This window comes from Mycobacterium colombiense (assembly GCF_001672755.1).
Classification (GTDB): domain Bacteria; phylum Actinomycetota; class Actinomycetes; order Mycobacteriales; family Mycobacteriaceae; genus Mycobacterium; species Mycobacterium colombiense_C.
Window position 1 is genome coordinate 100,034 of the sequence record NZ_LZKI01000034.1, and the last position, 22,282, is coordinate 122,315.

21 protein-coding genes are annotated in these 22,282 nt (G+C 66.6%); 10 read left to right on the forward strand and 11 right to left on the reverse strand.

Going from position 1 to position 22,282, the window contains the following annotated elements; all coding sequences use genetic code 11:
• Positions 1-3 precede the first annotated feature (3 nt).
• A complete protein-coding gene (locus tag A5708_RS04755) occupies positions 4-480 on the reverse strand; it encodes an NINE protein (protein WP_065027514.1) in 477 nt (158 codons plus the stop codon).
• A gap of 129 nt (positions 481-609) precedes the next feature.
• On the opposite strand from A5708_RS04755, the gene A5708_RS04760 reads away from it, so the two are divergent.
• The 5 genes from A5708_RS04760 to A5708_RS04780 all read left to right on the forward strand — a co-directional run bounded on the left by A5708_RS04760 (position 610) and on the right by A5708_RS04780 (position 5,078).
• The gene (locus A5708_RS04760; RefSeq protein ID WP_065027515.1) at positions 610-996 is read left to right on the forward strand and encodes a DUF2237 family protein; all 387 of its coding nucleotides are present in this window, start codon (positions 610-612) and stop codon (positions 994-996) included.
• A 93-nt stretch (positions 997-1,089) separates the two neighbouring features.
• A complete protein-coding gene (locus A5708_RS04765) occupies positions 1,090-2,361 on the forward strand; it encodes a sulfotransferase family protein (protein ID WP_065027516.1) in 1,272 nt (423 codons plus the stop codon).
• A 14-nt stretch (positions 2,362-2,375) separates the two neighbouring features.
• Complete coding sequence (locus A5708_RS04770; RefSeq protein WP_065027517.1) at positions 2,376-3,614, forward strand: MBL fold metallo-hydrolase; 1,239 nt, start codon at positions 2,376-2,378, stop codon at positions 3,612-3,614.
• The gene (locus tag A5708_RS04775) at positions 3,611-4,093 is read left to right on the forward strand and encodes a VOC family protein (RefSeq protein ID WP_065027518.1); all 483 of its coding nucleotides are present in this window, start codon (positions 3,611-3,613) and stop codon (positions 4,091-4,093) included. Before A5708_RS04770 ends, A5708_RS04775 begins: the two co-directional genes overlap by 4 nt.
• Positions 4,094-4,106: 13 nt before the next feature.
• Positions 4,107-5,078: an LLM class flavin-dependent oxidoreductase gene (locus A5708_RS04780; protein ID WP_065027519.1), complete on the forward strand. Its 972-nt coding sequence runs from the start codon at positions 4,107-4,109 to the stop codon at positions 5,076-5,078.
• Here A5708_RS04780 and A5708_RS04785 read toward each other — a convergent pair.
• Positions 5,075-5,725 (reverse strand): GntR family transcriptional regulator, encoded by a 651-nt coding sequence (locus A5708_RS04785; protein ID WP_065027520.1) that lies wholly within the window; start codon positions 5,723-5,725, stop codon positions 5,075-5,077. The genes A5708_RS04780 and A5708_RS04785 overlap by 4 nt on opposite strands.
• Before the next feature lie 68 nt (positions 5,726-5,793).
• On the opposite strand from A5708_RS04785, the gene A5708_RS04790 reads away from it, so the two are divergent.
• Genes A5708_RS04790 through A5708_RS04800 form a run of 3 tightly spaced genes read left to right on the forward strand, consistent with a single transcriptional unit; the run spans position 5,794 to position 9,266 of the window.
• On the forward strand, positions 5,794-7,158 hold the full coding sequence (locus tag A5708_RS04790) for an LLM class flavin-dependent oxidoreductase (RefSeq protein ID WP_065027521.1): 1,365 nt from the start codon (positions 5,794-5,796) through the stop codon (positions 7,156-7,158).
• Positions 7,151-8,335 (forward strand): CaiB/BaiF CoA transferase family protein, encoded by a 1,185-nt coding sequence (locus A5708_RS04795; RefSeq protein ID WP_065027522.1) that lies wholly within the window; start codon positions 7,151-7,153, stop codon positions 8,333-8,335. The genes A5708_RS04790 and A5708_RS04795 overlap by 8 nt, the downstream gene beginning before the upstream one ends.
• 16 nt (positions 8,336-8,351) lie before the next feature.
• Positions 8,352-9,266: an HpcH/HpaI aldolase/citrate lyase family protein gene (locus A5708_RS04800; protein WP_065027523.1), complete on the forward strand. Its 915-nt coding sequence runs from the start codon at positions 8,352-8,354 to the stop codon at positions 9,264-9,266.
• A 67-nt stretch (positions 9,267-9,333) separates the two neighbouring features.
• Here the strand turns inward: A5708_RS04800 and A5708_RS04805 are convergent, their stop codons facing one another.
• From A5708_RS04805 to prpD, 4 genes are read right to left on the reverse strand one after another with little or no spacing between them, the layout of a single operon-like run.
• Entirely contained in the window at positions 9,334-12,717 is a 3,384-nt protein-coding gene (locus A5708_RS04805) for a pyruvate carboxylase (RefSeq protein ID WP_065027524.1), read from the reverse strand.
• A 5-nt stretch (positions 12,718-12,722) separates the two neighbouring features.
• Positions 12,723-13,850: a bifunctional 2-methylcitrate synthase/citrate synthase gene (locus A5708_RS04810; RefSeq protein WP_065027525.1), complete on the reverse strand. Its 1,128-nt coding sequence runs from the start codon at positions 13,848-13,850 to the stop codon at positions 12,723-12,725.
• Complete coding sequence (gene prpB, locus A5708_RS04815) at positions 13,847-14,764, reverse strand: methylisocitrate lyase (protein ID WP_065027526.1); 918 nt, start codon at positions 14,762-14,764, stop codon at positions 13,847-13,849. The genes A5708_RS04810 and prpB overlap by 4 nt, the downstream gene beginning before the upstream one ends.
• The gene (gene prpD, locus A5708_RS04820; RefSeq protein ID WP_065027527.1) at positions 14,764-16,263 is read right to left on the reverse strand and encodes a 2-methylcitrate dehydratase PrpD; all 1,500 of its coding nucleotides are present in this window, start codon (positions 16,261-16,263) and stop codon (positions 14,764-14,766) included. Before prpD ends, prpB begins: the two co-directional genes overlap by 1 nt.
• A 118-nt stretch (positions 16,264-16,381) precedes the next feature.
• On the opposite strand from prpD, the gene A5708_RS04825 reads away from it, so the two are divergent.
• Positions 16,382-17,797, forward strand: coding sequence for a short-chain fatty acyl-CoA regulator family protein (locus tag A5708_RS04825; protein ID WP_065027528.1), 1,416 nt, complete (start codon positions 16,382-16,384; stop codon positions 17,795-17,797).
• Positions 17,798-17,826: 29 nt separating this feature from the next.
• Here the strand turns inward: A5708_RS04825 and A5708_RS04830 are convergent, their stop codons facing one another.
• Positions 17,827-18,207 carry a hypothetical protein gene (locus A5708_RS04830; RefSeq protein ID WP_065027529.1) on the reverse strand — a complete coding sequence of 127 codons (381 nt, stop codon included), beginning with the start codon at positions 18,205-18,207 and terminating at the stop codon, positions 17,827-17,829.
• A 116-nt stretch (positions 18,208-18,323) separates the two neighbouring features.
• On the opposite strand from A5708_RS04830, the gene A5708_RS04835 reads away from it, so the two are divergent.
• A complete protein-coding gene (locus tag A5708_RS04835) occupies positions 18,324-19,313 on the forward strand; it encodes a D-2-hydroxyacid dehydrogenase family protein (protein ID WP_065027530.1) in 990 nt (329 codons plus the stop codon).
• Between the two features lie 6 nt (positions 19,314-19,319).
• Here A5708_RS04835 and A5708_RS04840 read toward each other — a convergent pair whose 3' ends face one another.
• The 4 genes from A5708_RS04840 to A5708_RS04855 are packed head-to-tail and all read right to left on the reverse strand — an operon-like array spanning position 19,320 to position 22,268.
• A complete protein-coding gene (locus A5708_RS04840; protein WP_065027531.1) occupies positions 19,320-19,916 on the reverse strand; it encodes a TetR/AcrR family transcriptional regulator in 597 nt (198 codons plus the stop codon).
• Complete coding sequence (locus A5708_RS04845; RefSeq protein WP_065027532.1) at positions 19,913-20,686, reverse strand: SDR family NAD(P)-dependent oxidoreductase; 774 nt, start codon at positions 20,684-20,686, stop codon at positions 19,913-19,915. Before A5708_RS04845 ends, A5708_RS04840 begins: the two co-directional genes overlap by 4 nt.
• Positions 20,683-21,186 carry a VOC family protein gene (locus A5708_RS04850; RefSeq protein ID WP_081292818.1) on the reverse strand — a complete coding sequence of 168 codons (504 nt, stop codon included), beginning with the start codon at positions 21,184-21,186 and terminating at the stop codon, positions 20,683-20,685. Before A5708_RS04850 ends, A5708_RS04845 begins: the two co-directional genes overlap by 4 nt.
• Positions 21,183-22,268 (reverse strand): dihydrodipicolinate reductase, encoded by a 1,086-nt coding sequence (locus tag A5708_RS04855; RefSeq protein ID WP_065027575.1) that lies wholly within the window; start codon positions 22,266-22,268, stop codon positions 21,183-21,185. The genes A5708_RS04850 and A5708_RS04855 overlap by 4 nt, the downstream gene beginning before the upstream one ends.
• Positions 22,269-22,282 lie beyond the last annotated feature (14 nt).

Genomic DNA, 22,282 nt, shown 5'->3' on the forward strand with positions numbered 1-22,282 from the left:
TTCCTACCGCAGCTTGCGGCCGTGGTTGTCTTTGACGCTGCCGGTGAAGATCAAGATCGCGTCGACGATCGCCCAGACGATGCCGCCGAGCAGGACCGGAAATCCCAGAAAACAGAACAGGCTGAAGAGAACTCCGAACAGACCAAGGCACAACTGGGCCACCGCAATCTGAGTCGTGTCGATGTAGAAGCGGCCGACACCGAACAAGCCGAGGAACAGTTGGAGCAGGCCGGCGGTGGTGGCGGACTTGTCCGACAGCGGCAGCCCGGAAACCGGATCGCGGCCGTAGGGCGCCTGTGGGTCAACATATCCCGGGTAACCGGGGTATGCCGGATAGCCCGAGTGCCCGGGGTAGGCCTGCGGAGGCGGATATCCCGGCGGTGGCGTGTACTGATTCGGCTGCGACCCGTAGCTGGGCGGCTGCCATCCCCAGGGTGGCTCGCCGGGCGGATTTCCGGGTGGGTTGGGTGGCGTCGACATCAGTTCGAGTTAACACGTTTGCCGGCCGGGCGTCCACATGGCGGCGGACGCACCGGCGCTGAAGAAACCTGACGGCGCAGTCGGCGAAATTGCTTCAAACTTCCCCCCGGAGGGCGCAATACTGAACGGGTGCCCGATCGAAATGTGTTAGGCGGTCCGCTGGAACCCTGCGGCACAGACCCGCTGACCGGCTTCTACCGCGACGGCTGCTGCTCGACCGGCCCTCAGGACCTTGGGCGGCACACGATCTGCGCGGTGATGACCGCCGAATTCCTGGAACACCAGCGGTCCATCGGCAACGATCTGTCGACGCCGGTGCCCGAGTACCGGTTTCCGGGCCTGCTGCCGGGGGACCGCTGGTGTGTGACCGCGCTGAACTGGCTGCGCGCTCATCACGACGGATGCGCTGCGCCGGTGGTGTTGGCGGCCACTCACGAGAGCACCCTCGAAGTGGTGCCCCTGGAGGCGCTGCAAGAACACATGGTCGACGTGCCCGACGATCTGGCCAACCTGTAGTGCCGGGCCACCGGCGAGGTGGATGAACGACGCATCTCCACCGCGGCTAGCGTCTGTGGCATATCACCTGACGCGTCGAAGAGGGGTTCCGGAGTGGGATCTGCGGTTGACGACATCGACTTCGATGACTTGACCGCGCCGCAACTGACCGACGTCCAGCGTCAGATCCTGGAGTTCACCGAAGCCAGGCCCGTCGACCTCGACATCGACCGGATGCTCGCGGAGGCCGTCGAGCAGACCGGTCTGCCGGCCGGAGCCGCCGATCTCGACGACACCGACGGCTTCGCCGACCGCCTGCGCGCGCACGTCGCGGCGATCGAAGCCGACGAAGGCCTGCGCCAGCTCACCCGCGGCTCGCTGCGCCAACGAATCGTGCGCCTGCTGCGCAACCGCATGTCGCTGACCGAGCTCATCCGGCGGTATCCGGAGATCGAGTCCATCCCGATCGAGAATCCATTCATCGTCGTCGGGATGCCGCGCTCCGGCACCACGCATCTGGTGAATCTCATCGCCTCCGACCCACGCCGGCGTGCTCTGCCGTACTGGGAGAGCCAGGACCCCATCCCCGCGCTCGGGCAGGGCCCGGACATCTTCGGCGTCGATCCCCGCTACGCGCGCGCCAAGTCGGAGCACGATGCGCTGATGGTGAGCGCCCCTGTGGTGGCCGCCATGCACGACCGGTTCCCCGAGGCGATCGAGGAGGAGGTGGAGCTCCTCGACCTTGATCTGGCCTCGTACGTGCTGGAATGGCATGCGCGCGTGCCCGACTGGCGCGACTATTACCTGGGCCTCGACCAGACCCGGCACTACGCTTACATGAAGAAGGTGCTGCAGGCGCTGACCTTCCTGCGCGGGCCGCGGACATGGGTGCTGAAGAGTCCGCAGCACTGCGAGCAGCTCGGCCCGCTGATGGCGACTTTCCCCGATGCCACAGTGGCTTTCACCCACCGTGATCCCGTCGCGGTGATCCAGTCGGCGATCACCATGATGGCGTACTCGGATCGGTTGCGCCGCGACAGCATTGATCCGCAGTGGCTGCTGGACTATTGGAGCGATCGCGTGTACCGACTGCTCGGCGGGTGCGTACGTGACCGCGACCTGGTGGCGCCCGAACGCAGTATCGACATCAACTTCCATCAGCTCAACGGCAACGAGATGCCGGTGCTCGAACGGCTTTACCAGTGCGCCGGTGTCGACCTACCACCCAAGGTGCAGCAACGTTTCCAGCGCTACCTGGACGGCAATCCGCGGGGCAAACACGGCCGCATCCGCTACGAACTACAGCGGCACTTCGGCACCTCCGCCGACGAACTGCGCGGCCGTTTCGGCTTCTACTTCGACAAGTTCGACGTCCGTCCGGAATGAAGGGGTCACCAGCGATGTCCGAACCTGTCTATCGGAGCAGGCCGGGTGCCGACGCGATGCGCCCGGCGTCTGCCGAGAAAGCCGAAGAGATCGCCCCGGGCTTGTGGTGCTCGCCCGGCTTGTCCAACTCGTATCTGCTCACCACGAGCGAGGGCCGGGTGATCGTCAACACCGGCATGGGCTTCGAGGGTCCGGTGCATCGCGCCAACTTCGACGCCGTGGACTCGTCGCCGGTGCGCTACATCATCTTCACGCAGGGCCACGTGGATCATGTCGGCGGACTGGACAGCGTGCGGGATCCCGGGACGACCGTTGTCGCACAGGCGAATTGGAAGGCCTGGCGTGACGACAACGATCGGCTGATCCCGTACCGGGCCAACCGCAGCGCCTTCGCCTTCAAGGACACTCTGGCCAGTGGCATTCAGGCCATCCAGCGGCGCCTCGGAACCACGCGGCTGGCCGGCCAGAGCGTGCCCGTCGTCGACATCGACTTCGAGGACACCCTGCGCCTGGAGGTCGGGGGCCGACGCATGGAACTGATTTCCGTCCCCGGCGGCGAGACCACCGACTCCCTGGTGATCTGGCTGCCCGACGAACGAATCTGTCTGTGCGGAAACACGTTCGGACCCCTGATCGGGCACATTCCCAATCTGGTCACCATGCGCGGCGACCGGTATCGGGACGCGTTGACGGCCATCGCATCGGTGGAGAGGGTCCGCGACCTGCAGGCCGACCTGCTGGTGACCGGCCACTTCGAGCCGATCAGGGGTGCCGAACGCATCAACGCGGAGTTGACCCGGCTGCGCGACGCGATTCGGTACATCCACGATCAGACCGTCTCCGGGATGAACGCCGGCAAAGACGTTCGCACCTTGATGCGGGAGATCACCCTGCCCGCGGAATACGAAGTGGGCCAGGGCTACGGCAAAGTCGCGTGGGATGTGCGGGCCGTCTGGGAGAACTACTCGGGCTGGTTCCACCACGAATCGACCACCGAGCTCTACCCGGTCGCATTCGATTCCGTGGCCGCCGATCTGATCGAGCTGGCCGGCGCCGATGCGCTGGTGGAGCGTGCGCGGGCACACCTGGCCGCCGGTCGTGCGCTACAGGCCATCCACCTCGCCGAGCTTGTCCCGGCGGACCATCCGGGGGGCCGCGGCGTGCTGCGGGAAGCGCATGAAAAGCTGCTCGCCGGCAGCACGAATTTCTGGGAAAGTGCTTGGCTCCGCAGTCAGATAGCGAGGTACACATGACGGAATTCGCGCTACGGCCCGAGGACTTCTATCACACCGGCATCATCGTCTCCGACCTCGACGCGGCGATGGCCCGGCTGTCCGCGCTGGCCGGTTATCGCTGGATCACCCCGGTCAGCTACACGTTGCCATTCCGCACGACGAGCGGAACCCAAGAGGTGACTTCGACTTTCGTCTATTCGCTGCAGGCGCCGCACATCGAGTTGATCAAGGAGGTACCGGGAACGGCCTGGACGGCGGCACCCGGCAACGCGATTCACCACCTCGGCTACTGGACCGACGATTTGGCCGAGAGCGCGAAGAGATTGGAAGACACCGGCTTCACCTTCGAAGCGACCGCCGACACCGCTCCGCCGGATCTGGCGCTCTTCGCCTACTACGTCGACGCGGCGGGAACCCGCATCGAGATCGTCGACCGCGCGCTGTTCCCCGACTTTCCGGCCTTCCTGCAGGCGGCGGCCGGGCCGGAAGCGTCGTGAGGCGGGATCGCCGATGCTCTTGACGGTACTGCGCTTCAACTTCGCGTCCCCGCAGGGTGATCCACGCACGCAGGGCAAGCTCCTTTCGGCGGCGCTCGAGCTGGGACAGTGGGGGGAGGCGCACGGCATCACCTCCATCAGCGTCGACGAGCATCACGCGACCGGGCACGGGTGGAGCTGCAATCCGATCATGGCTGCGGCGATGTTCTTGGCCCGGACCTCGACGCTGATCGCGAGCGTCGATTGCGCACTGGGGCCGCTGTGGAACCCAGTGCGGCTTGCCGAAGACATCGCGCTCGTCGACAACATGAGCCGCGGCCGCCTGCACACCACGGTGGGTCTGGGGTATCGGACGGTCGAATACGACGCCCTGGGAGCAGATTTCGGCCGGCGCGGTGCGCTGATGGACGGCCTGCTCGAGCAGATGCTGGCCATCTGGTCCGGCGGTGATCCGGAAAACGCAATCTGCGCCGGCACCTTCACGCGGCCGCACCCACCCCTGTACGTCGGGGGCGGCGCTCGTGCCACGGCACGCCGCGCTGCCCGGTTCCGGCTGCCACTCAGCCTGGCCGACCACCTGCCGGACATCGCCGCGTACTACCGGGAGCTGTGTGCCGAGGCCGGCATGTCGCCGTTCATCCTGATGCCGGGGCCGATCAACCGCGGAATGATCTATCTGCACGAGGATCCAGACCGGGCGTGGGCGGAGCTCGGTGATCACATCCTTTGGGAGGCAATCACTTACGGCCGATGGTCAACCGATCAGCGTTCGCTCATGCACCTGCCCGGAGTCCAAACCCTGGACCAGGTCAGGGCGTCGGGCCGGTACCGCTTCCTCACCCCCGATCAGCTGATCGCGGAGGTGCGCGACGCGGACAATTACGGCCCGCTCGTCATGCACCCGCTGGTCGGCGGCATGCCGGTCGACGAAGCGTGGAAGTCGGTCCAGTTGCTCACCGACAAGGTGCTGCCTGCACTCGCCTAACCGTCGCGGCGCTGCTCCAGCCACTCGGCCAGCGAGCGACCCGCATCCAGCACATGTCGTTCGGCGATCACGCGGGCCCGCTCGGAGTCTTTGTCAGCGAGCGCGTCCAGCAGCTCCTGGTGTTCGTCGAGTGAGTGCTTCTCGTGCTCGGGGAACAAGGTGAGGAAATTGCTCGGCACCACCCGGGCGGCCTGCTTGATCTGATTCAGCAGCCGGGGCGAGTGCGCGGCGCGGTGAATCATCTGGTGGAAATGCCAGTTGGCTTCGCCGATGCTGTCGTCGCCGGACCGTGCGACGACGTCGGCCGCGAGTACACGCAGGGTCTCGAGTTCTGCTGCCTCGATCCGCCCGGCCGCCCACGCCGCGGCCTGTCCGGTGAGCACACCGAGGATGGTGAAGCTGTCCAGCACGTCATCCGGGCTGATGCCGAGCACCGTCACGCCGCTGCGGGGGGCGACTTGGACCAGCCCTTCGAAGGACAGCTCCAGCAGCGCCTCGCGCACCGGCGTGCGGCTGGTCGCGAATTCCTCGGTGATGGCGTCGAGGTCGACGCGTGATCCCGCCGGCAGGGCGCCGGTAAGAATCCGGTCGCGCAGCTCGCGGGCGGCGCGCTCGCGGACCGTGCCGGAAATGTCGATGCCTGCCACCTGCGCAGAATACCAAACGGCAGATCTAACGTTTGATATCTGAAATATCAGATGTTACGTTTCAAACCATGCGTACCGACAAAATGGCGCTCGTCGCCTTCATGCAGGCCGGCAGCACTTCCGTCTACGCGGGCTCGTGGCGGCACCCCGCAACCGAGCACCGATACCTCGATGCGTCCTACTACGCCAAGATCGGCCGTCAGCTCGAGGAGGGCTGCTTCGACCTGATGTTCTTCGACGATCGCCTGGCGATGCCCGGGGTCTACGGCGGCTCGGTGGACGAAGCGGTGCAGTACGGCGCACGGCCGGTCAAGCTGGACCTCAGCGTGATCCTCGGCGTGCTCGCGCAGGCCACGTCGAAGATCGGGCTGGGCGCCACCTACTCGACGACCTACTACCAGCCGTTCCACGTCGCGCGGACCTTCGCCTCGCTGGATCACCTTTCGGGCGGCCGCGCCGCGTGGAACGTGGTCACGTCGGTCAATGACAGCGAAGCGCAGAACTTCGGCGTCGACGCCCACCTCGGCCACGACGAACGGTACGACCGCGCCGACGAATTCATGGATGTGGTGACGGGCTTGTGGGACACCTGGGAGGACGACGCCGTCCTGCACGACCGGCTGTCGGGGCAGTACGCGGACCCCACCAAAGTGCACGAGTTGGGGCACGTCGGACAGTTCTTCTCCGCGCGCGGCCCGCTGACGGTGCCGCGCACCCCGCAGGGCCGCCCGGTCATCATCCAGGCCGGCTCGTCGGGCCGCGGCCGCGAATTCGCTTCGCGGTGGGCCGAATTGATCTTCACCGGCGACCCGGGCATCGACGTCGCGCGCAGCCATTACGCGGATCAGAAGGACCGGATCGCCGACGCCGGCCGCGATCCCGCCGCGGTCCGCATCTGCCCGATGGCATACGCTGTCGTCGGCGAGTCGGAAGCCCACGCCAAGGAGCGCGAAGCCATGTTCCTCGATGATCTGGTTCATCCCATGGCATCCCTGACGCTCTTGTCGGAGTTGATGAATTACGACTTCGCGCAACATGATCTCGACGACCCGGTGACCGACGAACTGCTCGCCTCGGTCTCCGGCATCCGGGGGCTGGTGCAGAACCTGCGTGCTCATATCGGCGGCGACACCGTCACGTTGCGCGACCTTGCCAACCATCGCGCCACCCTGCTACAGGGGCCGCGTTTCGTCGGCACCGGCCGGCAGGTCGCCGACCAGATGGCGGATTGGTTCGGAACCGGCGCCTGCGACGGATTCGTGCTGGCCGCAACGCATCTGCCCGGAGCGTTCGAAGACGTCGTGCGCATGGTGGTTCCGGAGCTGCAACGCCGGGGGCTGTTCCGGACCGAGTACGAGTCGTCGACGCTGCGCGGACACCTTGGGCTGCAGCGACCTTCGAACGCACGAGTGGCTGCCGGCGCCGATGCTTGACGGACTGCGGGTACTCGACCTCGCCACTCTGGCCGCCGCCCCGCTGGTGGCGACCTACCTGGGCGAGTTCGGCGCCGACGTGATCAAGGTCGAGGATCCCCGCAATGGCGACCCGATCCGTGGCTGGGGTAACCAGCGCGACGGCGTGGGACTGATGTGGAAGTCTTTGTCGCGCAACAAGCGATCGATCACCCTGGACCTGCGCTGCGCCGAGGGCCAAGCGCTGGTACGCCGACTGGTGGAGCATGCCGATGTCGTCATCGTCAACACCCGTCCGCAGACCTTGCGCAAGTGGGGCCTGGACTACGAGAGCCTGCGCGCGGTCAACGACCGGATCGTGATGCTGCACATCACCGGTTACGGGTTGACCGGCCCCAAGAGTGAGCGCCCGGGATTCGGCACACTGGGGGAGGCGATGAGCGGATTCGCGCACATCACCGGCCAGGCCGACGGTCCGCCCACGCTGCCGCCGTTCATGCTGGCCGACGGTGTGGCTTCGCTGAACGCCGCCTACGCGGTGATGATGGCGCTGTATCACCGCGACGTGCACGGCGGGCCGGGTCAGCTGATCGACGTGAACCTGATCGACCCGCTGGCCCGCCTGCTCGAACAGACGTTGTTGGGTTACGACCAGTTGGGCCTGGTGCCCGAGCGGTCCGGCAATCGGTGGGACATTTCGGCGCCCCGCAACACCTACGAGACGGCCGACGGGCGGTGGCTGGCCATGTCCGGGAGCTCACCGGCGCTGGCGCTGCGGGTGTTCCGGGCAATCGGGCGCGACGACTTGGTGGTAGACCCCGACTTCTCCGATCCTCAACGCCGGCTTGCCAGGGCGCGTGAGGTCGATGCCGTGGTGGCGGATTGGGTTGCCACAAAGACGCTTTCGGAAGCAATGGAGGTCTTTGACGCCCACGAGGTGGCCGCGGCCCCGGTCTACGACATCGGCGATCTGGTCGCCGACGAGCAGCTGGCGCATCGTGAGGTGTTCATCTCGATCGACGATGCACAGCTCGGGGCGATGACTGTGCAGGCTCCCGTGCCGCGTTTCTCATCGGCGTCCGGCACGGTCGGCCACCTCGGACCGCGCCTCGGCGAACACAACGCCGAGGTCTACGGCGAACTACTCGGCTTGACTGCCAACGACATTGATGACCTGCGCGCCCGCGGCGTGTTGTGACAGAAGGAATTCACTCGTGACCGATCTGCTCCGTCGTTCCGAACTCGCGGTGCCCGCGTGCAACGACAACATGTTCGAGAAGGGCGCCAACTGCGGCGCCGATCTGGTGTTCCTCGACCTCGAGGACGCGACCCCCGCCGGCGTCAAAGTGGAATCGCGCGCCAAAGTCATCGCCGCGCTCAACGACATCGACTGGGGACGCACCGCACGCGCGATCCGGATCAACGGTCTGGACACCCAGTGGTGCCACGACGATGTCGTCGATGTCGTCACCAAGGCCGGCGAAAACCTGGACACGATCATCATCCCGAAGGCCCGCCGCGCCCGCGACGTCTGGTGGGTGGACGTGCTGCTCACCCAGCTCGAGACGAAACTTGGTCTGGACAAAGCCATTCGGCTCGAGGTGCTCATCGAAGAGGTGGAAGGCCTGGCCAACGCCGAAGAGATCGCGGCGGCCAGCACTCGCCTGGATGCCCTGATCTTCGGCGTCGGCGATTTCTCGCTGTCGCAGGGCGCGCGAGTGGACACCAACTTCGTGCCGCTCGGCGAATACCCGGGCGAATTCTGGGCTTACGCGCGCAACAAGGTGATCGTGGCCGCGCGCATCGCCGGCATCGACGCGATCGACGCGCCATATCCCGACTACCGGGACCTGTCGGGCTACGAGCGTGACGCCAGGCGCGCGTCGCTGCTCGGCTACACCGGAAAGTGGGCCATCCATCCCGACCAGGTGCCCGTGGCCAACGAGGTCTACGCGCCGACCGCCGACGAAATCGCGCGGGCCGAAGCCAATGTCGCCGCGTACCGCGAAGCCGAGGCCAAGGGCCGCGGTGCCGTCGGCGTGAACGGTGTCCTGGTGGACGCTGCGCACGTGAAGCAGGCCGAGCAGACGCTGGCGCGCGCCGCCCTCATCAAGAGCAGCCTCGGCTGATGGCGGCGACCCGCTTCGCCCGGCTGCGCCGCGCTTGCGATCGCAGCGGCCGCGCTTGCGATTGCCGCTAGTCGATCACCACCAGGAGGTCGCCGCCCTCCACCTGCGCGGTCTGTGAGACCGCGATCCGCGCGACCTTGCCGGCCTTCGGGGTGGTGACGGCGGCCTCCATCTTCATCGCTTCGATGGTCGCGATGGTCTGGCCGGCCTCTACTTCGTCGCCGACCTCGGTGGTCACCGTCACGACGCCGGCAAAGGGAGCGGCGACGTGATCCGGGTTGGCGCGATCGGCTTTCTCAGCGGCGGGCACATCCGAGGCGATGCTGCGGTCTCGCACCACGACGGGCCGCAACTGTCCGTTCAGGATGCACATCACCGTGCGCATGCCGCGCTCGTCGGCATCGGAGATGGCCTCCAGTCCGATCAGCAGCTCCACACCACGCTCCAGCTCGACGCGGTGTTCGTCCCCTTGACGCAACCCGTAGAAGAACTGATTGGCGCTCAGCCCAGACGTATCGCCGTACGTCTCACGGTGTTCGTCAAGTTCTTTGGTCGGCCCGGGGAACAGCAGCCGATTCAGCGCCGCCTGCCGGTCGGCGCCCGGTATGCCCAGCGTCTTTTCGTCGTCGGCGGACAGCGCCTGCTCCGGCTTTGCCGGGCCGCGCCCTTCTAACGCCTTGGTGCGCAACGGCTCAGGCCAGCCGCCCGGCGGGTCGCCGAGTTCGCCGCGCAGGAAGCCGATGACCGAGTCCGGAATGTCGTAGCGCCCGGGGTCGTCGGCGAATTCCTGCGCGCTGACGCCCGCGCCCACCAGCGCCAGTGCGAGGTCGCCGACCACCTTGCTGGACGGCGTGACCTTGACGAGGTGCCCCAGGATGGCATCGGCTCCGGCGTAAGCGTTTTCGATGTCCTCGAACCGGTCACCCAGTCCCAGCGCGATGGCCTGCTGACGCAGGTTCGACAATTGGCCGCCGGGGATCTCGTGGTGGTAGACGCGTCCCGTCGGCGCCGGTAGCCCGGATTCGAACGGCGCGTACACCTTTCGCAGCGCTTCCCAGTACGGTTCCAGGTCGCAGACCGCCGGCAGAGACAACCCGGTGTCATACGCCGTGTTGGCCGCGGCTGCCACGATCGACGACAACGCGGGCTGGCTGGTGGTTCCCGCGACCGGGGCGGCGGCACCGTCCACGGCGTCGGCCCCGGCGTGCCAGGCCGCCACATAGGTCGCCAGTTGCCCACCCGGGGTGTCGTGGGTGTGCACGTGCACCGGTAAATCGAAGCGGGACTTGAGCGCCGACACGAGCGTCGCGGCCGCGGGTGCGCGCAGCAGGCCGGCCATGTCCTTGATCGCCAGCACGTGTGCGCCCGCGTCGACGATCTGTTCGGCCAGCTTCAGGTAATAGTCTAGCGTGTACAGCTTTTCGGCCGGGTCGCTGAGATCACCGGTGTAGGACATCGCCACCTCGGCGATCGCCGCCCCGGTCTCCCGCACGGCGTCGATGGCCGGTCGCATCGAGTCGACGTTGTTCAGCGCATCGAAGATCCGGAAGATGTCGATGCCGGTCGCCGTCGCCTCCTCGACGAACGCCGTGGTGACCGTCTCCGGATAGGGCGTGTAGCCGACGGTGTTGCGCCCGCGCAGCAACATCTGCAGGCAGATGTTGGGCAGCGCCTCGCGCAGCGTGGCCAGCCGCTCCCACGGGTCCTCCTTCAAAAAGCGCAGCGCCACATCGTAAGTCGCCCCGCCCCAGCATTCGATGGACAGCAGCTGCGGCGTGGTCCGGGCGATGTAGGGCGCCACCTTGATCAGGCCGCTGGTGCGGACCCGCGTGGCCAGCAGGGACTGGTGCGCGTCGCGGAACGTGGTGTCGGTGACGCCGACGCCGGGCGACTCGCGCAGCCAGGTCGCGAATCGCTCCGGCCCGAGTTCGGTCAACCGCTGCTTGGATCCCGCGGGCGGGTCAGCCGACAGGTCGATGTCGGGCAGCTTGTCATGCGGGTATACCGCCGACGGACGCTCACCGTGTGGCTTGTTGACGGTGACGTCGGCCAGGTAGTTGAGAATCTTGGTGCCGCGGTCGGCGGAGCTGCGGGCGGTGAGCAGCTGCGGCCGCTCCTCGATGAACGACGTCGTGATGCGGCCGGCCTGAAAGTCCGGGTCATCCAGAACGGCTTGCAGGAACGGGATATTCGTCGAGACGCCGCGGATCCGGAACTCGGCGACCGCCCGCCGCGCCCGGCGCACCGCCGTGGCGAAGTCTCGGCCCCGGCAGGTCAATTTGATCAGCATCGAGTCGAAGTGCGCGCTGATGTCGGCGCCCAGCGTGGTGCCGCCGTCCAAGCGGATGCCCGCGCCGCCCGGGGTGCGGTAGGCGGTGATCCGGCCGGTGTCCGGGCGGAAGCCGTTCGCCGGATCCTCGGTGGTGATCCGGCACTGCAGTGCCGCGCCGTGCGGAACGACCGAATCCTGGTTCAAGCCAATGTCTTCCAGGCTCTGGCCGCCCGCGATCCGCAGCTGCGCCGACACCAGGTCGACATCGGTGATCTCCTCGGTGACCGTGTGCTCCACCTGGATGCGCGGGTTCATCTCGATGAACACGTGATTGCCGCGTTCGTCGAGCAGGAATTCCACCGTGCCGGCGCACGTATAGCCGATGCTGCGCGCGAACGCCACCGCGTCCGCGCAGATCTGTTGGCGTAGTTGAGGGTCCAGGTTGGGTGCCGGCGCGATCTCGACGACTTTCTGGTGGCGGCGCTGCACGCTGCAGTCGCGCTCGTAGAGGTGCATGACGTTGCCCTGAGTGTCGGCCAGGATCTGCACCTCGATGTGCCTCGGATTGGTCACCGCCTGCTCGAGAAACACCGAGGCGTCCCCGAACGCGGACTCGGCCTCACGGCTGGCGGCCTCGATCGCCTCGGGCAGCGACGCGGCGTCGGCCACCCTGCGCATCCCGCGACCGCCGCCACCGGCGACCGCCTTGACGAACAGCGGGAACTCCATCGACTCGGCGGCCGCCAGCAGTTCGTCCACCGACGTCGAGGGTGCCGAGGAGGCCAGCACCGGAAGACCGGCTTCCCGCGCCGCCGAGATGGCCCGCGACTTGTTGCCCGTGAGCTCGAGCACCTCCGCGCTGGGGCCGACGAAGGTGATGCCCGCCGCGGCGCACGCCGCCGCCAGGTCAGGATTCTCCGACAGGAAGCCATAGCCGGGGTAAATCGCATCCGCCCCGCAAGCCTGGGCCGTCGCGACGATGTCGTCGACCGACAGGTACGCGCGGACCGGGTGGCCCTCCTCGCCGATCTGGTAGGACTCGTCGGCCTTCAGCCGATGCACGGAATTGCGGTCCTCGTAGGGATAGATCGCGACCGTGCCGATTTCCAGCTCATAGGCCGCGCGGAACGCGCGGATCGCTATCTCCCCGCGATTGGCGACCAGTACCTTCGCAAACACGATATTTACGATAGAGCGCGCTGCGGAGGTCCGACATACTCGCTCAGCGGACGGATCAACGCGTTGGACGCGGTCTGCTCGATGATGTGTGCGGTCCACCCGGTTATGCGGCTCATCACGAAGATCGGCGTGAAGGTGCCGATGTCGAAGCCCATCAGGTGATAGGCCGGTCCGGTCGGGAAGTCCAGGTTGGGTTTGATGCCGTTGGCCTCGGCCATGCCCTTCTCCAGGACTTCGTAGATGTCGAGCCACTTTTGGCCGTCACGCGCCGTGGCGACGCGCCTGAGGGCCTCCTTCATGGTCGGCACCCGCGAGTCACCGTTCTTGTAGACCCGGTGGCCGAACCCCATGATCTTGTCCTTGCGATCCAGCTTGCCCCGCAGCCATTCCGCGGCCCTGCCGGCGGTGCCGATGTCGAGCATGTCGTGCATGACGGCCTCGTTGGCGCCGCCGTGCAGCGGGCCTTTGAGTGCGCCGATGGCGGCCGTGACCGCGCTGTAGATGTCGGACTGGGTGGAGGTGACCACGCGCGCGGCGAAGGTCGAGGCGTTGAAGCTGTGCTCGGCGTAGAGGACCATCGACTGCTCGAAGGCGTCCACCACCACCTGCTCGGGCACGTCACCGAAGCACATGTGCAGAAAATTCTGCGCGTAGTTCATGTGGCTGTGCGGGGCGATCGGGTCCAGGCCACGACGGCGGCGCATGTCGGCGGCGACGATGGTGGGCAGCACCGCGAACATCCGCAACGCCTTGGCGTAGTTGGCCGCCGGGCTGCTGTCGTCCTCTTCGGGGTCTTCGGCGCCCATCGAGCTGATGAAGGTGCGCACCACGTCCATCGGGTGGCAGGTCTCGGGCAGCTTGGTCAACAACGACAGCTGGGATCGGTTCAGCCGGCGGGCCGCTCGCTCCTGCTGGCTGAACAGCGCGAGCTGTTGCTCGTCGGGAAGTTCACCGTGCCAGAGCAGGTAGGCGACCTGCTCGAAGCTGCAATGCGCCGCCAGGTCCTGGACCGCGTACCCGCGGTAGGTCAGGGAGTTGGTCTCCGGGACGACCTTGGAGATGGCGGTGGTGTCCACGACGACACCGGCCAGCCCCTTGTAGATGCGGGGTTGGTTGTCTTCGATGGCGCTCATTGCGCGTCTCCTCCGAGGGTGAAGTTGTAAATGTCGGAATCGAATTGGTTGTAATCGGCGTAGCGCAGCAGTTCATAGAGCCGGCTGCGGTGTTGCATACGGCCCAATAGGCCGGATTGGGTTCCCTGGTCCGCGATTTCGCGAAGGCCGGTCTCGACGGCGTGCATCGCCAACCGCAATGTGGTCACCGGGTAGATCACCACGTTGTAGCCGATGTCGGAGAGCTGCCGGGCGGTCAGGAGCTCCGACTTGCCGAACTCGGTCATGTTGGCCAGCAACGGCGTGTCCACGGCGGCCCGGAACCGCTCGAATTCGGCTGGTGTGTGCAGTGCTTCGGTGAAGATCAGGTCGGCGCCCGCGTCGGCGTAGGCCTTCGCGCGGTCGATTGCCGCGGGCACGCCCTCGATGCCGGCGGCGTCAGTCCGGGCGCAGATGATGAAATTCGTATCCCGGCGGGCGGCCACGGCGGCCCGCAGTCGCTTGATCATCTCGGCGGTCGGCACCACCGCCTTGCCGTCGAGGTGCCCGCACCGCTTGGGGTTTTCCTGGTCTTCGAAATGGCAGCCGGCCAGCCCGGCGTCTTCCAGCACGGTCACGGTGCGCGCTGCACTCATCGGCTCGCCGAAGCCGGTGTCGGCGTCGATCAGGGCGGGCAGGTCGGTGACCGCCGCGATCTGCGCCCCGCGGGCGGCGACTTCGGTGAGCGTGGTCAGGCCGATGTCGGGCAGGCCGAGGTCGGCCGAAAGCACCGCGCCGGACACGTACACCCCGTCGAACCCGAGCTCGGCGACCAACTTGGCGACCAGGGGCGAGAAGGCGCCCGGGAACCGTTGCAGCCGGCCGCCTTCCAGCGTGGCACGGAATCGTGCCCGCTTGGTCGACGCCGGTGCGGCGCCGCCGATCAGCCCGCCCATCAGAAGATCCCCGACGGAATCACGGGTGCCCGGTCGAGCACCAGCGGACCGACCGTGATGTTCAACGCGCCCAGCGCGCCAGGTTGCAGGTCCGAAAGAGCCTCAGCCGCGGACAGGAAGCGCCGCTGCTCGCTTTCGCTGACGACGCCCTCGGCCAGTTCGTGAAACTTTCCGATGTACTGCTCGCGCGCAAACGGCCTGGCGCCCAGGGGGTGTGCGTCGGCGACGGCGATCTCGTCGACGATGACCTCACCGTTTTTGAGGGTGACCTCGGCGCGGGCTCCGAACGCCTTCTCGCCCGGATCCGAGGAGTGATAGCGCCGGGTCCATTCGGGATCTTCGACCGTCGAAACCTTGCGCCAGAGCTCGATGGTGTCGGGCCGGTGTGCCCGCTCCGGCGCGTAAGACCTTTCGTGATGCCAGGTTCCATCCTGCAAGGCGACGGCGAAGATGTACATCACCGAGTGGTCGAGCGTTTCGCGGGAGGCATCCGGGTCGAATTTCTGCGGATCGCCCGCGCCGGTGCCGATTACGTAGTGGGTGTGGTGGCTGGTGTGCAGCACGATCGTCGCGATCTGGCCCAAATCGCCGATGCTGCCGCGCATTCGGCGGGCCAGGTCGATCAGCGCCTGGCTCTGGTATTCGGCCGAGTGCTCCTTGGTGTAACTCTGCAGGATGGCGCGCTTGGGTTCGCCCTGCTCGGGCAGCGGAACCTGGTAGGTGTGCTCCGGACCCGAGAGCAGCCAGGCGATCACCCCGTCCTCGCCCTCCCAGATCGGGGCGGGTGCGCCCTCGCCGCGCATGGCACGGTCGACGGCCTCGATGGCGACCTTGCCGGCCCAGGCGGGCGCGTATGCCTTCCAGCTGGAGATCAGGCCCTTGCGCGACTGCCGCGTGGACGTGGTCAGGTGCAGCGCCTGCCCGATCGCCTGATAGATGGTGTCCTTGTCCAGCCGCAGCATGGTGCCCAGTCCGGCCGCCACCGACGGACCGAGGTGAGCGACATGGTCAATCTTGTGCTCGTGCAAACAGATTCCCTTGACCAGGTCGATCTGGATCTCGTAACCCGTCGCGATGCCGCGGATCAGGTCGGCTCCGCCGATCCCCAGGTGCTGGGCGACTGCCACCAGCGGTGGGATGTTGTCACCCGGGTGGGAGTACTCGGCAGCCAGGAAGGTGTCGTGGAAGTCGAGCTCGCGCACCGCGACGCCGTTGGCCCAGGCCGCCCATTCCGGGGAGTAGTCGCCCTGGATGCCGAAGACCTTGGCGCCCTTGAACGGGTGCGCCTGGGCCTGGGCCCGGGCGGCCGCGACCGGGCGGCGCGTCACCGAGGCGGCCGACACCGCGGCGTTGTCGATGATCCGGTTGATCACCATCGCCTCGGTGTCGGCGGGCACGGCGACCGGGTCGGCCGCGACCTCGGCGATCTTCCAGGCCAGGTGCTCATTGCGTGGGAAGTCGTCGGCGCTGCGTCGGGTTCGTACATCATGAAGGCGCATAAGCCGCACAGTACGCAAAGCCGCGTACGCGGTAAATGCCCTGGAAAAGCGTAATCGTGCGTCCTTAGCCGTCGAATTTTGCGAACTTTGTGAAAAGGGCGGGCGTACCGTGTGATGAATGGCGAAGACGTTCGCCGGAGCGCGGCTACGGCGATTACGCGAGGAGCAGGGGCTGACCCAGGTGGCGCTGGCACGCGTCCTGGGACTGTCGACCAGCTACGTCAACCAGCTGGAAAACGATCAGCGCCCGATCACCGTTCCGGTGCTGCTCACTCTCACCGAGCGGTTCGACCTGCCGACCCACTACTTCGCACCGGAATCCGACGCCCGCTTGGTGTCGGACCTGCGCGAAGTCCTGGCCGACACGGCTGCCACGGCCGCGCAAGTCGAGGAGCTCGTCGCCCGGATGCCGGCGATCGGGCAGACACTGGTCAATCTGCACCGCCGGCTGCACGACACCACCGCCGATCTCGAAGCGCTGCACAGTCGCGCCAACGTCGAAACCGCGGCAATGCCACAGCAGTCGATGCCTTTCGAAGAGGTGCGGGACTTCTTCTACGATCGAAAGAACTACATCGGCGAACTCGACATCGCGGCCGAAGAGTTGTTCAACAAGAACCGCTTGCGCATCGGCGGTCTCGACGGCCAGCTGGCGGAGCTGCTCGCTGACGAACTCGGAGTCACGGTCGTGATCGACGATGGCCAGGTGTTAGATCCCAATTCCAAACGCATGTTCGCGCCCGAATCGAAGGTTCTCTATCTGGCCCGGTGGCTTCAACCCGGTCAGCGTGCCTTTCAGCTCGCCACCCAGATCGCCTTGCTCACCCAGGGCAGGCTGATCAGCGGCATCATCGCCGGCGACGACCAGCTCGGCGACGATTCACGTGGCGTGGCCCGCATCGGGCTGGCCAACTATTTCGCCGGCGCCCTGCTGTTGCCCTACCTGAGATTCCTCGAAGCCGCTGAGAGCTTCCGTTACGACATCGATTACCTGGCACGGCGATTCGAGGTGGGGTTCGAAACCATTTGCCATCGCTTGTCCACCCTGCAACGCCCGAACGCTCGTGGGGTTCCGTTCATCTTCGTCCGCACCGACAGCGCGGGCAACATCTCTAAACGCCAGTCCGCCACGGCGTTTCACTTTTCCCGTGTCGGCGGAAACTGCCCCTTGTGGGTGGCGCACCACGCATTTTCGCGGCCCGACCAGTTCTTGACGCAGGTCGCGCAGATGCCCGACGAACGCACCTACTTCTGGGTGGCCAGAACTACCACGACGGAGCCGAGCCGCTACCTTGGGCCGGCTAAGAGCTTCGCCATCGGGCTGGGATGCGACATCGCCCATGCCGAGAAACTGATCTACTCCGTGGGCATCGATCTTTCCAACGTCGAGTCGATTGTGCCGATCGGCGCCGGCTGCAAGATCTGCGACCGGCCCGCCTGCCCGCAACGCGCCTTCCCGTATCTCGGTCGCCAGGTGTACGTAGACCCGCACAGCAGCACGGATCTGCCCTATCCACCAGCGATTACCACCTGAGCGCGGTCAGGTCGGGTCGCCGACCGAGGTCAGCGGCGGACCCGACGCAGCAGCCATCTCACGATCCCGATCGTGAGCGGTATCGCGAGCAACCCCGTGGCGGTCGTCGCGATTCCCATGCCGATTAGCGACAGCATCCCCCGATGGATGCCGTCCCAGATGGCGAGGCCGCCACACGCGGGAAGGAACACCATGCCGAGGACGAACTTGACCGAGTCGCGCACGCTGGTCTCGTCGCCGCTGGCATGTCGTGGGGGCTTGCCGCGGTCCGTGGTGTCCTGGCCGCCCAGCATCTTGATGGCGATGTAGGCCCCGAACGCCATCGTGACCCAGCCGACGAATGGGAGCGCGGCTGCTCGACGGAAATCGTGCGGCGGCGGATTGAAGGCCATCAGAGCGCCGCTGAGCATCCATATCGCCCCGAACAAAAGCAAAGCGAGCCGCCTCCCCACCAGATGAGTATGCAGTCTTTACGGCGGGGCGACGTAATGTTGCAGTGAACCCTTCACCGGATCGGGGAAACAGCATGCCCAAGGTAGCGATTCTCGATGACTACGCGGGCGTGGCCTTACAGGTTGCCGACTGGTCGCCCGTGCAAAAGCGGGCTGAGGTAACCGTTTTCGACCGCCACCTTGCCGAGGACGAGGCGGTCGATGCACTGCGGACGTTTGATGTGGTGTGCACCCTGCGAGAGCGGATGGGCTTTCCGCGCACCCTGATCGACCGGCTGCCGGACCTGAAGTTGATCACGATCGTCGGCAGGAGCCTGCCGAACCTTGACATGACCGCAGCCACCGAACACGGGATTTTGGTGGCGCATTCGGATTTCGCCCACCCCCGATTCAGGTCCATGCGCGACGCCACGCCCGAACTCGCCTGGGGGCTGATGATCGCGACGGTGCGCAATCTCGCCGACGAGCATCGCAACATGCGGGACGGCGGGTGGCAGAGCAGCGCGGGTATGACCCTGTCCGGCAAGACCCTCGGGCTGCTCGGCCTGGGCAGAGTCGGCCGGCGCATGGCCGAATACGCCACGGCGTTCGGGATGGAAGTCATTGCGTGGAGCCAGAATCTCACCGGGGAGGCCGCCGCGAGCGTGGGCGCCCGCCGTGTCGAGAAAGCGACGCTCTTCGAATCCTCGGACGTGGTCTCCATTCATCTGGTGCTCTCGGAACGCACCCGGGGACTGGTCGGCGCGGCCGAACTGGCACTGATGAAGCCGCACACCTACCTGATCAACACCTCCAGGGGCCCGATCGTCGACGAGCCGTCTCTGCTGGCTGCGCTGGAAAGCCGGAGTATCGCCGGGGCCGGGCTGGACGTCTATGACACCGAGCCGCTGCCGAAAGACCATCGGCTGCGGTTGCTTCCGAATGTGACCCTCACTCCTCACCTGGGATACGTCACGCGCGAAATGCTGGGCGCCTTCTACTCCGACACGGTGGAATCGGTGGTGGCCTTCTTGGACGGGGAGCCCATCAGGATCGCCAATCCCGAAGTGGCGCAACGAGGCTGAATGGGCTTACTTCCGACTCCAGTGCGGGCTTTTGACCGCGTCCAGCGCATCGGTGACGTATCGATCCAGCGGCCGCGGCTTCCCGGACTGTCGCACCCATTGCTGAAAGGCGAAATCGGCTGCCGCGAAGGCGAGTTGGACCAGCAGGCCCGGACGGAGGTCGGCCTCCGGAGCGACGCCCATCCGTTCGGCGATGAGCTTGGTCGCGCGCTCCTTGTCGGCCGGCCGGTGCACGGTGACCTTGTCGAGCAGGTCGGGAACCACCAGCAGGGCTTCGCGCCACTCTTCGGTGTCCGCCTGCTCGAATGAGCGAGTCCGCGTGATGATGGCATTGATCAGCGCGACATCGGGCGACTCGTCGGCGGGCCGTCCCTCGAGGAGATTGACGATCGCGGCGCCGCCGTAGCGCACCGGCGCGAGGAGGAGCTCCTCCTTCGCCGGCACGTGGCGGAAGAACGTGCGCGGGGAAACCCCGGCGGCCGTGGCGATCTCCTCGGTGGTCACCGCGTCGTACCCGCGCTCGACGAACAGGCGGAACGCCGCACGCCGGATGTCGGCGCGGATCTGTGCGCGCTGCCGGTCGCGGAGCGACTCGCCGGTCATCGGAAGCAGCCGATCCCGCCGTCGACGTGGATGGTCTGACCGGTGATGAAGGTGGCGTCACTGCCGAGCAGGAACGTCACCAGCGCGCCCACATCGGTGCGGACGTCGCCGATGCGCTTCATCGGCACCCGGCCCACGGCTTTGTCGTACTCCTTGGGCGCGAACGACTTCCAGAACTTGACGCCGTCGGATTCGGCGAAGGGACAGATGACGTTGACGCGGATGTTGTCGCGGCCCCATTCCAGCGCGGCCACCTTCGACAGTCCACGAATGCCTTCCTTGGCGGCGGCATAGCCGCCCCACTTGGGCTCGCCGCCGGTGCCCGTCCCCGAACCGAGGTTCACGATCGACCCGCCGCCGGCCGCGACCATCAGTGGGTGCACGGCCTGCATCAGCAGGAATGTCGCGCGGGGACCCACGTCGTAACCGAGGGCCAGGTCTTCGGTGGTGATGTCGACGAACGCCTTGGGCTCGTTGGTGGCGATGGCGTTGTTGACCAGTCCGTGCACGGTGCCGAAGGCGTCGACCGCCGCGGCCGCGATCCGCTGCGCGCTGTCCGGGTCGCGCAGATCGGCGACCAGTTGCTCGACCCGCCCGATCGCCGTGAGCTCGGTGGCCGTGCGACCGAGGGCCTCTTCCTGGATGTCGACCAGCAGTACCTCGGCGCCGCGTTCGAGCAACGCGGTGGCGACGCCCTTACCGACGCCCTGGGCGGCGCCGGTGACGATCGCGACGTGCCCGCGCATCGAATCGGGGTGGCTGTACGTCATCTGACGGGTCCCATCTGCAGCGGTACGCCGCGGTGCATTTCGTAGGTGCTTCGCGCCCCGTCGGGGAGTTCGATGAACTCGACCGGTGTCCCGTCCGGGTCCTTGACGAAAAACATTCGGACGCCGCCGATCTCGAAGGGCTCTTGGTCGGGGGTACAGCCGGCGTCGATGACGCGGCGGTGGGTGTCGTCGAGATCGGTGACCGACAGCGACACATTATGGATTCCGGTGATGCCGCGCCGCTGCTTCTGCTCGGGTGGGTTGGCGCCGATGGACAGTAGCTCGACCATCAACCCGCCCAACAGCCCGCCGACCACCCGGCCCTCCTGCCTGCGGTTCGAGTGCAAGGCCGCGTCGAAAGGCTCTCCGGAGATGAGGGTTTCGAAGACGATCTCCATGCCCAGCACGTCGCGGTAGAACGCCAGAGCACGGTCCATGTCGGTCACGCCGACGACGAGGTGGCAGAACGACACGTCGCCGAGGACGCCCTTGTCCGTCACCGCTTGCCCGTCGAAAGCTTCGGGGCCGGACGCCCGGCGAACAACGGCAAGTCGAGGTAGGTCTTGATGCCCGGCTCGGCGGCGCAGACGTCGGGAATGGCGTTGATGCAGTGGTTGGCGGTGACGACGACGCCCGGGTTCTTCACCAGGCCTTCCGCGATCGTCTCCGGTTGCAGACCCTTGAAGGTGAGGCTCACATCGGGATCGCCGGTGATCTCCACCTCGAACCGTTCGCCTCGGTCCCCGAAATTCCAGGCGGGCTCCAGGTTCTCCTCGCCCATCAGCCAGTTGACGGCCGCGGTGATGACCGGCTCGCCGTCAACCAGCGCCTGCCAGCGGAACCGGCGCGCGGCCACGGTGCCGGTCGTGATCGGGAAGGGGTCGTAGTCGATATCCGCGGTCGCCACGGCGACGTCCTGGATGGTTCTGATGTTGGGATCGATGCGAAATCCCATGTGATCGGCGATCATCCGGACGGACTGCTTGAAGCCGGCTTCGAGCAGTCCGGCCATCGGCCCTTGCGTCGCTTCCTCGGGGGTTCCGCCGAATCCCATGATGTGGCGCACCACGTCCGGCGCGTTGTAGGTGCGGATGTCGGAGAACTCCTCGGCACGCACATGCGTGATCGCCGACGACAGCGAGGACACCATCAGCGGGAACCGCTCGGTGATGCCGCCGGGGTGGATTCCCGAACCATGCAGCGTCACACCACTTTCCGTCGCTGCGTCGGCGACGGCTTGGTGGCGCTTGTTGCCCGGGTCGGGGTACACCCAGCCGACCGGGGTCACCACGTTCTTCCCGGACCGCAGGATCGCGATCACCTCGTCGTCATTGGGTATCAGCGGGCTGTACATCACGCAGTCGGCGTCCAGCGCCAGTATCTCGTCGATGCTGGTGGTGGCTTCGACACCGAGATCCTGCGTCCCGATGATCTTGCCGACGTCGACGCCGTTCTTGTCCGCGCTGTGCACCCAGCAGCCCACCAGCTCCAGCTGTGGGTGATTGATGACGCACGCGATCGCCGCTTTCCCCACGCCCCCGGTGGCCCACTGGACGACACGAAGCTTGGACGGGCTACTCATCATTGACCTCCCGG

Coding starts and splice junctions, on each gene's coding strand:
- prpB (WP_065027526.1), bottom strand. CDS start 14,764: ATGGGCGGGCTGATCGGCGGCGCCGCACCGGCGTCGACCAAGCGGGCA.
- A5708_RS04790 (WP_065027521.1), top strand. CDS start 5,794: ATGCGTACCGACAAAATGGCGCTCGTCGCCTTCATGCAGGCCGGCAGC.
- prpD (WP_065027527.1), bottom strand. CDS start 16,263: ATGCGCCTTCATGATGTACGAACCCGACGCAGCGCCGACGACTTCCCA.
- A5708_RS04840 (WP_065027531.1), bottom strand. CDS start 19,916: ATGACCGGCGAGTCGCTCCGCGACCGGCAGCGCGCACAGATCCGCGCC.
- A5708_RS04835 (WP_065027530.1), top strand. CDS start 18,324: ATGCCCAAGGTAGCGATTCTCGATGACTACGCGGGCGTGGCCTTACAG.
- A5708_RS04855 (WP_065027575.1), bottom strand. CDS start 22,268: ATGAGTAGCCCGTCCAAGCTTCGTGTCGTCCAGTGGGCCACCGGGGGC.
- A5708_RS04770 (WP_065027517.1), top strand. CDS start 2,376: ATGTCCGAACCTGTCTATCGGAGCAGGCCGGGTGCCGACGCGATGCGC.
- A5708_RS04810 (WP_065027525.1), bottom strand. CDS start 13,850: ATGAGCGCCATCGAAGACAACCAACCCCGCATCTACAAGGGGCTGGCC.
- A5708_RS04825 (WP_065027528.1), top strand. CDS start 16,382: ATGGCGAAGACGTTCGCCGGAGCGCGGCTACGGCGATTACGCGAGGAG.
- A5708_RS04755 (WP_065027514.1), bottom strand. CDS start 480: ATGTCGACGCCACCCAACCCACCCGGAAATCCGCCCGGCGAGCCACCC.
- A5708_RS04845 (WP_065027532.1), bottom strand. CDS start 20,686: ATGACGTACAGCCACCCCGATTCGATGCGCGGGCACGTCGCGATCGTC.
- A5708_RS04795 (WP_065027522.1), top strand. CDS start 7,151: ATGCTTGACGGACTGCGGGTACTCGACCTCGCCACTCTGGCCGCCGCC.
- A5708_RS04775 (WP_065027518.1), top strand. CDS start 3,611: ATGACGGAATTCGCGCTACGGCCCGAGGACTTCTATCACACCGGCATC.
- A5708_RS04780 (WP_065027519.1), top strand. CDS start 4,107: ATGCTCTTGACGGTACTGCGCTTCAACTTCGCGTCCCCGCAGGGTGAT.
- A5708_RS04830 (WP_065027529.1), bottom strand. CDS start 18,207: ATGCTCAGCGGCGCTCTGATGGCCTTCAATCCGCCGCCGCACGATTTC.